The sequence below is a fragment of the Chitinimonas sp. JJ19 genome, assembly GCF_036961565.1.
Lineage (GTDB): Bacteria > Pseudomonadota > Gammaproteobacteria > Burkholderiales > Chitinimonadaceae > Chitinimonas.
Genome location: NZ_JBAMDD010000005.1, coordinates 307085 through 319710, shown reverse-complemented (window position 1 = coordinate 319710; position 12626 = coordinate 307085). Strand labels below are relative to the sequence as shown.

Annotated in this window: 12 protein-coding genes; 8 read left to right on the top strand and 4 right to left on the bottom strand. The window is 61.5% G+C overall.

The window, feature by feature from the left end; translation table 11 throughout:
• Positions 1 to 13: 13 nt before the first annotated feature.
• The 4 genes from V7714_RS08810 (at position 14) to V7714_RS08795 (ending at position 3678) form a co-directional block, all read left to right on the top strand.
• On the top strand, positions 14 to 1282 hold the full coding sequence (locus V7714_RS08810; protein ID WP_335709387.1) for a ferritin-like domain-containing protein: 1269 nt from the start codon (positions 14 to 16) through the stop codon (positions 1280 to 1282).
• Between the two features lie 83 nt (positions 1283 to 1365).
• Complete coding sequence (locus tag V7714_RS08805) at positions 1366 to 1839, top strand: hypothetical protein (RefSeq protein ID WP_335709386.1); 474 nt, start codon at positions 1366 to 1368, stop codon at positions 1837 to 1839.
• 2 nt (positions 1840 to 1841) lie between these two features.
• Complete coding sequence (gene bufB / locus V7714_RS08800) at positions 1842 to 2816, top strand: MNIO family bufferin maturase (RefSeq protein WP_335709385.1); 975 nt, start codon at positions 1842 to 1844, stop codon at positions 2814 to 2816.
• Positions 2809 to 3678, top strand: coding sequence for a DNA-binding domain-containing protein (locus V7714_RS08795; RefSeq protein ID WP_335709384.1), 870 nt, complete (start codon positions 2809 to 2811; stop codon positions 3676 to 3678). The genes bufB and V7714_RS08795 overlap by 8 nt, the downstream gene beginning before the upstream one ends.
• On the opposite strand, the gene V7714_RS08790 is transcribed toward V7714_RS08795, so the two are convergent.
• Positions 3675 to 4787, bottom strand: a complete 1113-nt coding sequence (locus V7714_RS08790; protein WP_335709383.1) for a hypothetical protein — start codon at positions 4785 to 4787, stop codon at positions 3675 to 3677. The two genes, V7714_RS08795 and V7714_RS08790, sit on opposite strands and share 4 nt — an antisense overlap.
• Positions 4788 to 5112: 325 nt before the next feature.
• Between V7714_RS08790 and V7714_RS08785 the strand changes: the two genes are divergently transcribed.
• From V7714_RS08785 to V7714_RS08775, 3 genes are all read left to right on the top strand, one after another.
• Positions 5113 to 5892 (top strand): substrate-binding periplasmic protein, encoded by a 780-nt coding sequence (locus V7714_RS08785; RefSeq protein ID WP_335709382.1) that lies wholly within the window; start codon positions 5113 to 5115, stop codon positions 5890 to 5892.
• 118 nt (positions 5893 to 6010) lie between these two features.
• Positions 6011 to 6310 (top strand): hypothetical protein, encoded by a 300-nt coding sequence (locus tag V7714_RS08780; RefSeq protein WP_335709381.1) that lies wholly within the window; start codon positions 6011 to 6013, stop codon positions 6308 to 6310.
• Positions 6311 to 6356: 46 nt separating this feature from the next.
• The gene (locus V7714_RS08775; RefSeq protein ID WP_335709380.1) at positions 6357 to 6908 is read left to right on the top strand and encodes a CPCC family cysteine-rich protein; all 552 of its coding nucleotides are present in this window, start codon (positions 6357 to 6359) and stop codon (positions 6906 to 6908) included.
• A gap of 121 nt (positions 6909 to 7029) precedes the next feature.
• Here the strand turns inward: V7714_RS08775 and V7714_RS08770 are convergent, their stop codons facing one another.
• Positions 7030 to 8052 carry a hypothetical protein gene (locus V7714_RS08770; protein ID WP_335709379.1) on the bottom strand — a complete coding sequence of 341 codons (1023 nt, stop codon included), beginning with the start codon at positions 8050 to 8052 and terminating at the stop codon, positions 7030 to 7032.
• Between the two features lie 73 nt (positions 8053 to 8125).
• The gene (locus tag V7714_RS08765; protein ID WP_335709378.1) at positions 8126 to 8878 is read right to left on the bottom strand and encodes a substrate-binding periplasmic protein; all 753 of its coding nucleotides are present in this window, start codon (positions 8876 to 8878) and stop codon (positions 8126 to 8128) included.
• Positions 8879 to 9314: 436 nt separating this feature from the next.
• Between V7714_RS08765 and V7714_RS08760 the strand changes: the two genes are divergently transcribed.
• Positions 9315 to 9914 carry a hypothetical protein gene (locus tag V7714_RS08760; RefSeq protein WP_335709377.1) on the top strand — a complete coding sequence of 200 codons (600 nt, stop codon included), beginning with the start codon at positions 9315 to 9317 and terminating at the stop codon, positions 9912 to 9914.
• A 166-nt stretch (positions 9915 to 10080) separates the two neighbouring features.
• On the opposite strand, the gene V7714_RS08755 is transcribed toward V7714_RS08760, so the two are convergent.
• Positions 10081 to 12063, bottom strand: a complete 1983-nt coding sequence (locus V7714_RS08755) for a methyl-accepting chemotaxis protein (protein WP_335709376.1) — start codon at positions 12061 to 12063, stop codon at positions 10081 to 10083.
• Between the last annotated feature and the right edge of the window lie 563 nt (positions 12064 to 12626).

Below are 12626 nucleotides of genomic sequence, written 5' to 3'. Positions count from 1 at the left end.
GGAACGCAAGGCCATGATGAGCCCCGAACTGCGCAAGGCGCTGTACACGCATCTGCAGACTGCCATCGAGATCGAGCTGTCCACCATCCCGATCTATCTCTATACCTACTACTCCATCCAGCGCCAGCCGCAGGATACCGACAGCCTGCCCAATGGCCGGGCGCTGGCCACCTTTGCCAACAAGGCAGGTGGGCTGCTAATGAGCGTGGCGGTGGAAGAGATGCTGCACATGTCGCTGAGCTGCAATATCCTGCGAGCCTTGGGTGGCGAGCCCAAGCTGTACTGCCGCTCGCCCGGTGCCTACCCGACCAATCTGCCCCACCACAAAGCTGGCTTTGCCGTAGGGCTGGAGCCCTTGTCGGCGCACCAGCTCGACCAATTCAAGGTCATCGAGGTGCCCGAGGCCGAGGGCGCGCCGCCACAGAGCGACAACTGGGATTCCATCGGCCAGTTTTATCGCTATATCGTCGAACTGATAGATCAGACCAGCGACGAGGATTATGGCCGTGCCGACAAGCAACTGGCAGCGCACCGGGGGTATTACTCGCCCAACAATGTCGACACGGTCTACCCCAAGGACGCCTATTACATCCAGCAGCCGGAAGACCCGTTCAACCCGGTCAAGCGCGGTGCAGAGCAGGCCCAGTATCCCAATAACAAAGATAGCGGCCACCTGCGGCGCATACGCTGCAAGCACGATGCCAAGATGGCAATCCACTCTATCATGCTGCAGGGCGAGGGCTATACCAATGACCCCAGCCACAAGCGCGACGACCCCGAAGGCAACGAGGTATCGCACTGGTACAAGTACGATGCATTGCGGCAGGAGATCAACAGCTTCAGCGCCAGCGACCTCAGCCTTATCATCCAGCCCTTCCCGGTCAACCCTACCCGTGCCGGCTATCCCGCCGCCTTCCTGCCCCTGGTCGATCTGGCCAATGCGGTGTACTCCTATCTGTTCCTGCTGACCGAAACCGCCTACCGCCTGGATGGCGAAGCGCAGGAATCGCTGTTCTACGTGGGTATGCACAAGGGCATGATCTTCATACTCGACAAGATACTGGGTGGCATGCGCTACCAGTACCTTAACAACAAGGCCGGCCAGGTGCTGGCACCGACCTTCGAGAACTATCAGTTCAACAGCCTGGCCACCGCCAAGCAGGAGTTGATAGACCTGTGCCTGGCCGTACCAGCCAGCCTGGGGCTGGACAGCAATATCCTGGGGCGCATACGCGACCTGCCCGACGTGAATGTCGGGCCGGACGGCATCGTGCGCTTCTAGGTAGCAGCTTGGCCTGTTGATGCCGTGTTCAACGACCGATGGCGGGTTTGCCGACCGCCATCCTATGCGTAGCGAGAGATGCCATGACTTCACCCGTGATCAAGCAGCCCCGTGAACTGCATGCCTGCATGGGCCTCAATGCCTGCAAGGGGCATGACAGGCTGGGGACCAATAGCTGCGCCGGCAGCGGCGTCTGCGCCACGGCCGCCGCCCACTCCTGCCATACCCTGAACAACTGCCGAGGCCAGGGCGGCTGTGGCCTCTATGGCACGGGCGAAGAGCAGAACCACCCCGGCGAGAATCCCTGTGCCTGGCTGGGGTCCTGTGCAGTGCCCATCAATGCCGAGCGCTTCTCCACCAATGGCCCCAACCAGGGCCAGAGCGTATGGCTGCGCGCCCGCGCGCTGTTTGAGCAGCGCATGAAGGATGCCCGGCGCCAGGTCCTGCCCTCGCCATCGCCGGTAGGCCCTACGGCCGCCTGGCTGGATGCCAATTTCGATCCCGATTACACCGCCTGCGGCGCCAGTGGCATGAGCGGTGGCGGTAGCTGCATCTGAGCATGCACGCCCCACACCCTGGCGGCAGCTGGCCACAGCTAGGCTTGGGCCTGGGATTGCGGCATGTCCATGTCGAGCACATCCTCACGCATAGCCCCGCCGTGGATTGGTTCGAGGTGATCTCGGAGAACTTCATGTACTCGGCCGGCCGGCCACGCCAGGTGCTGCGGCAGGTGGCCGAGCGCTACCCCTTGGTCATGCATGGGGTGTCCATGTCGATAGGCAGCAGCGATCCGCTGGATTTCAGCTACCTGCAGGCCTTGAAAGCCCTGGCCGATGAGATACAGCCGCAGTGGATCAGCGACCACCTGTGCTGGACCGGGATACAGGGTAAACACACCCACGATCTGCTGCCCCTGCCACTGACCGACGAGACCTTGCAGCATGTGGCCCAGCGCATCCGCATTGTCCAAGAGCTGCTGGAGCGCCCGCTGGTGCTGGAGAACCCCAGCAGCTACCTGAGCTATACGCAGTCAAGCTGGACCGAACCGGCCTTCCTGGCCGAGCTGGTGGCCCAGACAGGCTGCCGGCTGCTGTTCGACGTCAACAACTGCTATGTCAGCTGTTACAACGCCGGGCTGGACCCGCAAGACTACCTGCAGGCCCTGCCGTACGAGGCCATCGTGCAATTGCACCTGGCAGGGCATCAGCACTGCGGCAGCCATATCATCGACACCCATGACCGCCCGGTCGCCGCAGCCGTCTGGCAGTTGTTCCAGCAGGTCTGGCGGCGCAGCCCGGCGGCGGCCATCCTGCTGGAATGGGACGGCAATATCCCGGATTTCGATACCTGCCTGGCCGAGCTGCACAAGGCCAGGGGCTACATGCAGCAACATATGAACCATTGGCCGGTGGCAGAGGCGGGTGGGGGCGATGCCGCAGAAGCGGTCTCCACCCCGGTGGATTTCATGGTCGCGCCCCTGATGGCAGAAGCACAGCAGATGGTGATGATGGAGCAGGAGCGCCAGGATGCGTGATGGTCGCGCCGACGTGGTGCCACTTGCGCTGGCCCAGCTGCAGCAATTCATGCAATCCGCCTTGTTACAACAAGCCGAGGGGCCGGATCATGCCTTGATCGCCCGCTATATCGCGCCCACCGGCCAGCTGGACCCGGTACAGCACCTGGCCATCTACCAGCGTGCCTACTTTGCGCGCCTTCTGCAGTGCATGCAGGGCCAGTTCAAGGCGCTGTCCCACGCGCTGGGGCCAGATTTGTTCCGCGATTTTACCCGTGAGTACCTGCGTGCCCACCCCTCCCACAGCCCTACTTTGGCACACCTGGGGGCAGGGTTTGCCGACTACCTGCAGCAGAACCGGCCCGATGCCCACGCCGCCCAGCAAGAAGCCTGGATAGACTTCATGGTGGACCTGGCAGATTTCGAGTGGACGCTATACAGCCTGTTCGACGCCCTTGGCGCCGAGGAGCAGGGCTATGCGACGCCCGCGCAGCAGGACCACCCCGCGCTGCGGCTGCAACCCTGCCTGGCGCTGCGGCAGTACCGCTTTCCGGTCGGTGCCTACTACCAGCAGGTTGCCGATGACCAAGACCCTGACTTTCCCTTGCCGCAGCAGGTGCAACTGGCCCTGGTGCGTACCCATTACCGCCTGGGCATCTTCAGCCTGCAACCCGCCCAGTACGCGTTGCTGAGCCGCTGGGCACAGGCCGATGGCACGCTGGCACAAGCCCTGGCGGCGACCGCCGAGCAGTTTGGTGAGGCGATACACAGCCATGCCCCAATCTGGTTACGCGGCTGGCTGCAGGCGGGTTTTCTTGTGCTGGATTCAAGCCTGCAAGGGCCGCTGGCAGCCACACCTGCAGCGGCCGGGGAGTGCAGCTAGCTTCGTTTGATGCCATGCCTATCGAACTTGCGCTGCACGTACTTGGTGCCTATGGCACGGTAGCGCTCAGCGGCCTCATTGCGGGTCGCTTCGTCCGGCGATGCCAGATCGGTAAAGATGGCCTGCAGCTTCGCGCTCTTCTTGGTCCACCACTTGCCGGCCTGGGCAAAGTCGCCGCTTGCCCGGACATCCTTGAACTTCTTCACGAATAGATCACTGGCAGCCTGATGGGCCTCCTGGTGATAGGCCTGGATATTCTTGGTCTGCTTCCGTTTACTGAACGCCGTGCCGCCAGCCTCCCAGTGCGCCTTGACCGCTGCGATGCCGGTCTTTTTCAGGCCTGCTGTCTCTACATCGTCATTGCCCAGCTGTGGTAGTGCCGCCAGCAGATTGTTACGGAAACCCTGGCCGGCGTCCTCCTTGCCACTCGCCAGTATCTGCCATTTGGTGGCCATGGTCTTCGCCCGTATGGCGGAACCGACGTCCCGCAGGCTGACTGCCCTGTACGCGGTGATGTCCTCTAGGTGAGCGCCCAGCGCAATGCCGCCCAGCGTGGTCTTCTTGGGGAAGCTGCCATCCTTGTTCAGCTTGAGCTCATCCAGCTGGGATTTCTTGGCATCGGCCTGGTAGCCGGTCTCCGTCAGCTGCTTGATGGCGCGGCCCTCCAGCCGGGCACGCTGCAGGCTGAGATTGGCCGGCAGTACGCTGCGATCCTCGGTGGAGCCCTTATAGGCGGTCAGGTTGGGGGTATGCAGCGAGCCTTGTACCAGGCCGGTGCCCTGGCCTATCACGCTGAACTCCCCCTCGACCGGTACGCTCACCGACTTGGCCGTACCTCGTTTTACCTTCAGGTTGAATTGGGTCTTGACGATCTGGTCGCCGCCATCACGCAGTGCGCCTATCGCATCGTGGAATGGCTTGCCCACCTTGGGCGTAAGTGGGTGGGAGGGGCCTACGGTGGTGCTGGACTGCCGGATGTAGGTATGGGGGATGTTCAGGTCGGGCAGGGTCGCTGGCCTGGGTTTTTTGGCCTTGGGTGCTGGCTTGACTGTGCTGCTTGCTGCCAAAGTGGCGAGCGTCCTTTTTCCCTTGCCGTCGCGCGAGCTCATCTTGGTGCTTCCTTTGTTAGGCCTGTATGCGCTTTGCCTTAGCAAGTCCTGCACCATGGGGTGGCCGGCTGGACGGCCGGGCGGCGGCGGCCCGAAACCGTGTCCAGCCAAGCAGGGCCATCAGAAGGTGTCCTGGGCCTGCCTGGCCGGGCCGGGTGGTTTATTACCCAGCAGCGGGTAGAAAACCACCCATTTGTCCGTGCCGCGCATGCGTCAGCGCAACGGTGCGTAGTTGGTGTTACGCTGGCAATGCGCCGGCCGGCTGCTACCCTGATGGGATAAGGGCATGTCTCCGCGTGCCCGTGCGTCGTCCCGGGAGTGCACCATGCGACCGCAGCTGTCTTGTTTGCTTGCCCTCACCGCCTGGCTCTTGCTGCCCTTGCAGGCCTGGGCTGCAGAGCGGCCCGCCCAGCTGCATCTGTGTTCAGAAGAGGAAGACGCCTATCCCTGGGTGATGAAAGACCGACCTGGCCTCAATGTCATCATGATGCGCATGGTCGAGAAGCAGCTGTCGCTGCCCATACGCATCACGCCCCTGCCCTGGAAGCGCTGCATGGCCCTGGTCGGTGCGGGGGAGATGGATGGCTTGTTCAAGATCAGCTTTGCACGCGACCGGATGGAGCTGGGTGTCTACCCCATGTCGGGTGACAAGCCCGACCCCTCCAGGCGCATGCTGGACGAGAGCTATAGCCTTTACCGCCTCAAGGGCAGCAAGCTGGAGTGGGACGGCACCACCATACGCCATGCCAGCCTGCCCATAGGCGTGCAGCCGGGTTTCTCCATCGTGGCCCAACTGGCCGCCATGGGCTTGAAGCTGGATGAAGGCGTACGCAGTACCGACGAGAATTTCCAGAAGTTATTGCTTGGACGGGTATCGGGCGTGGCCCTGCAAACCCAGCGGGGAGATACCAGTGTCGAGAGCCGGCCAGAGTTCCGGGCCAGGATAGAGCGGGTAGACCCACCCCTGGTATCCAAGCCTTACTTTCTGATGCTGTCCAAACAGTTTGTGGGCAAGTACCCGGCCTATGCCCAGAAAATCTGGGATAGTGTCGCCGCCGTCAGGGAATCGCCCGAGTACAAGGCGGAAATGCAGCAGTTCAAGTAGGCGGTTGCGGATTTGGCGGGCATGACCGCTCGCTTTTATCTCTCGTGATTACACCCGCTGTTAACGCATGCGCAGGCTATTGGTTACCTGATAGGCACTTATTTTGGAAACTGAAGCCATGAATTTTCAGCTGAGTACACCATCGGGTAGCGAAATCGTTGCTGTGGTCGATGACAATATCGACGCGTTGGTTAGCCTTGAAGACGGCAGGATCTTCGCGGCAACATTTTTTACCGTAGACAATCTTCGGACGCTTATGAAGAGATATCGCAATTCTGGGGAATGCGCTGAGGGTACGTACATCTGGGCGGTGGATATGATTGTAGTTGAGACGATCAGCGTGGATGTGATTCGACGAACAGTCGCTGATTTGATTGCAACCGGCGAAATCGAGTCTTGTTGTATGCGTCTTCGGTAGGCCACGCACTTCAACTGATTGGACGGTAGCAATGGAAGATTGCCTTATGACGAGAAATGAAGCGATTGACCTATTGGTACGACAATCTCTTGCCAAGCTTTCAAATGACGAACGCGAAGCGTTGCTGCTCGATTGGTGGGCCATCGACGCGAGCGACCCGGACTACCAAAAACTCCCCGATGTGTTGAGAGAGGCAATAGGGCGTACCGGCCAGCCGGATAATCCAGGAGCGTCGCTCTATGATCCACTTCTACAGGTCGCTCTCCGCAGCACCTATGTGGGCGTCCTCAATTCATATCTGACGGACCAAGTTGCAACCCTGGGGTGCCACGAAGTCGTTGATGGTGATATGGAAGAGCTGGCTACGTGTCCCTGTTGCGGGTACCGCAGCCTGCGAGAGCGCAGCGTGTATGAGATTTGTCGCGTGTGTTTCTGGGAGGACGATGGAACGACGGAAACTGACCATGTGAGCAGCCCGAATCATATGACGTTGCGCGAAGCGCGCCTGAATGTCCAATGTTTCGGCGCGGTTACCGAGAGTGCTCGCGCGCACGTACTCATTGACGGTCGGGAACGATTTGCATCGACCGGCACGTGATACTGCTACTCCCTTGACCTCTCTCAGGTCACCTGTGCAGCAGTTTCAATACTGAGGTTCAGCGGAGTGACCACAAGTGATCAGAACGAGCGATCATGGCTCTCAGAATCCGAAGGCTGCGTCAGCTGGGGTAGCGAACGGCCAACTCCTTGCGCCGTCCCCGTATCAGGTCATCGTGCGGCGCCGACCGCAGATGGTGGTCTGAATTGAAGGGGAAGGTGACGCCATTGCCGGCATAGCCGGTCACCCGGATGCGGGGGAAGTCCTCCTTGATGGCCTGGTACAGGGTAGGCACCAGATAGTTGGACTTCAGCGAAGCTTCGCGCTGCTTTGGTGTCTCGACCGGCGGTACGCCCTGGCAGGCGGTTAACCGCAGATCGACGAAGTTCTTGGGCAAGCCGGCCTGTTTCAGGTGCTCGCGCAGGGCAGGTACATCCATCGACTGCTTGCCGTCCTGCGTGGCGTAGAGCTTGCTGCTGTCGGGCGCGCCGTGTCCCAGCACATAGAGTTTGTCCTTGTGCGCCAGGTGTTGCAGCGGTGGGTCGGGGTATAGCTGGGGATACAGGTGGGCCGAGGTATTGAGTATGCGGGTCTGCTGTAGCGCGGCAAAGCGCTCCTGGTGCAGGCCCAGGTCGCTCTGCGCCATCACCTTTTCGGTTTTCAGGTTCTCCAACTCAATCTGCTGCTTCTTGATCTGCGAGGCCTTCAGCTTCATATTGGCCAAGGGGCTACCCTTGTTGTGATCGGTAATGCGTTTGATGCGATCAAGCAGCAGCGCATCCTGTGCACGGCCGCGCTGTGCGTGGTTGTTCAGGGTCTGGTTGGCCTGGTGTATGGTACCGCCCCATTCCTGCAGGCGTTGCTGCCGGATGGCTTCCAGGTTATCGGCCATCTTGTGGCTAGGGGCGAGCAAGCCATGCGCCTGCTTGCCCTTGCGTATGCGCACCATGTTTTCGCCCAGCGCGCTTTTGAGGCTGTCCTCGTTGGCGAAGGGGGTGTACATATAGGCGCGGCTTTGCCGTTGGCGCAGCGGCACATAGGGAATCGCGTTTGGGTTGAGCGGGCGCCGCACAGCAGGGCGCACGGGCGGAACCGGGATAGGTGCAAAGAAAGGTTGCTGGTCACCGCTCCCTTTTCGATTCATGGCGCTCTCCTGTGTCTGGCATTCTTTATCGTTGGCCAGCCAGCTATTTACAAGTCGCCGCAGATAACGAACTTCAGGGTATGGTCACACCATGCTGACGTGCCAGTCTGGCCAGCTCGCCCTTGCGTATCAGGTTGTTGAAGAAGACATTGAATTCTGCGCGCAAAGAGGCGGCTTCTGCCGACTTGGGGAAGGCAAAATAGCCATCCTGCACCTCGATGATGGGGCTGATCGCCTGGATATCTGGCGGGCTGGCCATGGTGGCCAGCAGGGCTTCGGTGTTGCGGCGATTGGTGGCCAGCAGGTCTACCCGCTTTTCGCTCAGCATCAGGATGCCGCTTTGCAGGTTGTTGGTCATATCCACCTGCGCCCGCGCGGCTTCAAAGCCCGCACCGTAGGCCCAGCCCCGGATGGCGGCGATGCGCAGCCCCCGCAGTTGGGCATAGTCGCCATCCCAGCGCGTACTGCTGCCCGCACGCGCATAGAACACCATTTCATCGCGGTAAAAAGCCTTGTCGGAAAAAGCAAAAAGCTGTTCGCGCTCGGGTGTCTTGTAGGGGCCGATCAGCATATCGGCCTTACCGGTCTGCACCACCATCTGCGCCCGCGCCCATGGGTAGATGTCAAAACGCACGGTATGGCCGCTGGCCCTGGCAAACTCACGCACCAGCGTGACGGCCAAGCCCTCGAACTCCCCACTGGGCACCTGCTCGAACAGCCGGCCAAACTGGGTGCCGACCACCAGCAGCTCGCGGGCACTGGCGGGGAGTGCGCCTGCCAGCAGTATCAGGGCCAGCGCGGCCCTGGCCATCCATCTCGACACCATGTGCTTCCTCTCAAAGGCTATCCCGTACTCTGATAGCGGGTACTGCTTAAGGATATCAAGCGCGTTCGGGGCTTGCGTGGACTTTGTCCGGCACACGCTCAATGTGAGGACCGACAAAGCGGTGCGCGACTAAAGCGACGAGGTGCCCAGGCCGGCGGGGCACGCCGGACTTGCCGTGTTGTGGCGGTGTTTTAAGGTCACGCGGCGCGGGCTTGCCACCGATGCGCTGCCCCTGGCTGATGGCTGGCTCAGCCGTGCTTACGACGGCCGTTTACTGCGACACCCTTACCCCGCAACCAGCGGGCAAAGCATGGCTTAGCTGGGCACACAGCGGACGGCACGGCTGCCTATCGCCGGCTTGCCGTATCTCATGCTATGGTGCGCCCCCATGCCATTTTCATAAATGGCGGAGATAAACAGAACAAACAAAGGAGAAATGATGACGATACTGATTACCGGTGCCAGCATACAACTGCCCCAGGCACAGGCGATGGCCACGCTGGAGCGGTTTTCTGCGGCTCAGCAGGCGGGACGCCCCCACTTCTATTTCAACCGCTTTTGCCTGGATCAAGCAGTCGCCGCCATATTCCGCGACAACATGGCTTTTGTGTCGACTGGCGACTTCCTGTCGCAAGTGGTGGAGCGCATTGCCGCCGCCCATGCCGAGCTGGATGCCCAGAAGCATGCCTGGCGAGGCCGTACACCGGGGAACTACATCCGGTTTGCCCAGATTCCCCTGGTCTATCAGGCGGCTGTGCGCAACCTGATAGACAACAACAACCCCTTTCCCGGGCATGACCGTGGCCCCCACACCACCAATCCTGGCGCGGCTGGCGGCGGCACGGCGCGCGAGTATGATCTTTCGGCCAGCCGTGATGGGCGCCTGACCATACGCACCCTGGGGGGCCGCCGCGCCTTCTACTACTCGCGCCACCATGCCGCCGCGACCTATGAGTACCTGCTGATCACCGACAACGCCAATCGGCCGATATTCCGGGGCAACCTGCCACCTAACCTGCTGCGGGTGCCGGTCTAAGCGAAGCCTACTGCGGCCATCAGTGCTGCGGCCAAGGGGTGGCACAGCGGTGTTGTTGCCCCTTGCCCGCACGTGATCAATCGAAGCAAGTCTGCAGGGCAATCACGTCAGTCTTCGCTCGCTTAGCCGCGGTGACGTTAAATGCAGGAGTCCGAGCGCAAGCGCATCAAGCCAGCCTGAATCGCCGCAACAAACTCTGCAACTCGCCGGCCAATTGGTCCAACTGCCCCGCCAGGTCGGCCGCCCGGTCGATGGAGCGGCTGTTTTCTTCGGCCAACTGCGCAATCTGTTCCACCCGGTTGGCGACTTGTCCGCTGGCTACCTGCTGCTCTTGCATGGCAGCGGCGATCTGGTTGCTGTCCTGGCCGGTGATGACGGCCTCGTCGTTGATGCGCTGCAAGGCCTCGGCGGCACTGCGTACCAGTTGCACGCCGCCATCCATGCGTCCACAGGATTGCTGCATGGCATCGGCCGACTGCACCGTATCGGTCTGGATATGATTGATCAGCAGGGATATCTCGCTGGTGGCCTTGCTCGCCCGCTCGGCCAGCTTGCGTACTTCGTCGGCCACCACGGCAAAGCCGCGTCCCTGCTCGCCGGCACGGGCGGCTTCTATGGCGGCATTCAGTGCCAGCAGATTAGTCTGGTCAGAGATATCGCGTATCAGCCCGACTATTTCACCAATGGCGCCTGAGTGCTCGCGCAGCCGGGCCAGTGCGGCGCTGGATTCATCCACCTGCTCGCGCATCTGCTCCATCTCGCCCACGGTCTTGCCGGCAATCTCGGCGCCTTGTCCTGCCAGGCTCTGCGTGCGCATGGCGTGGGTTTTCGAGTCGGTGGTGATGGCGGCTACCGCCGAAATACTGACCGACATTTCCTCTACCGCCGCCGCAATCGCCGATACCGCCTCGGATTGCAGGTGCGAGGCACCGGCCACCTCGCCCGCCGTGCTGGCCATTTGCTGCGATGCGCCGGTCACGGCTACCGCACGCTGGCCGATATCGCCCAAGGTCTCGGCCAGTTTGTCCAGCAGCAGATCAAACGCCCGGCCTATACGGGCCAACTCGTCCGTGCCCGGCAGACGTACCCGTTCGGTCAGGTCCAGATGCTCGCGCACGCCGTCCATCACTCCCTCCAGCCGCTGGATAGGGTGAATGATGCTGCGCGCCACTACCAGCACAATGGCACCGACTACCAGCAATACCCCGGCCAGCAGGCCCAGCGACCCATAGAGCTGCTGGTACGCCGCATCGCGGCGGCTGGTCGCCGTGCCGGACAGCTCACTCAGCAGACTGCCCTGCAACTTGTGCAAGGCATTGATGCGGGCGGTCGAGGTGGCAAACCATTGCTGGGCATCGCCTTGCAACTGCTCGGCGCCTATGGCCGCCAGCGCCTGCTGCCGCAGTGCGGCTGTGCCGGTAAAGTCGGACGATTGCTGCAGCTCGGCGTGCTGCTGGCGTAACGCGGCGCCCGCATATTGATCGAACTGGCGGGCGCAGACCTGCTGGCGCGCCACATTGCTGCTGACCTTGAGTCCTTGCGCTAGGTCTATCTTGCCGGCACTGAAGGCGCCATTGAGCAAGGCCCGCTCGCGGCCGGATTCCTCCTTGTAGCAAAGCAGGCCGATCAGCGCCTGGGTTTGCCGCAACAGCTCGGGCTCATCATTCACCAAGGCCAGTTGATCGACCACACCCAGCAGCGTTTCGATGCGTTCGCTGTAGGCGCTGATAGCGGCAGCCGGCGCCAGGCCTCGGCGGTCCACCTCGCTGCGCACGTTCGACAATGCAGCCAGGCCCGCTATGCTGCGCGTGAGCATCTGGCCCAACTGGCCCTCGGCCGGATTGGCGGCCAGGGCGGCGCGCCAATCTGCCACGGCCTGATCCGATTTGGTGCGTGGCTCGACGAGCACGCCAGCATTGCCATCAGCCTTGGACAGGAAACCAGCACTGGTGCCGCGTTCAACCTGCAGGGTATGAATCAGCGTGCCAGCGCGGTCGGCCAGTACGGTGAGGCGTGCGGTGGCTTCCAGCTGCTGGGCCAGCTGATAGCCAGACCACGCCCAACTGGCTGCCGCCAGCAACAGGCACAACAAGGGCAGGGCCAGCAGCAGCAGGAGCTTGCCGCGGATAGGAATGTTCGCCAGCGTCATGTCTTGGACTCCTCCATAGGCGCACCACAAAGGTGGTGACGTACCGATGCGTGCCACGCAGGCATTCGCCGGTAGCATTCTTGTTATAGAGACAAGGGGAGGGCTTGGCATGCGATAGCACGATACCGTTCATCCGAAAATGGTGCGGCGCATCAAAGCTGGCATGCTGGGAGCGCTCTCAAGGCATGTAGTACGCTACTTCATACACACAGCGCCAAGCCATGGGAATGAGACACGTAGGGGAGTCATTGAATGTCGTTCAGCTCGCATCGACGTAAACTGCTGGATGAGACGTTGCCATTCTCGCACCGGGCATCCCATGCACGGTCCTGTGCGCTGCATGTGGCCAATAAGCTGGGGCTGGCGCGTGAGGCTATAATCGAGCGGGTTGCGCAACAGTCTGGCGTGAGCCTTCACCGCCCTGAGAATGGCGCCCAACTGCTGGCTGCATTGGCAGTATTGGAGTCCATGCGCCAGACTGCCGAATTGCCCGATGCTTGACAGCATGCTGGTCAAGGTCAAAAGGCCCGCAGCAGCGGTTTCTACAGCCGCATATTGCCCGC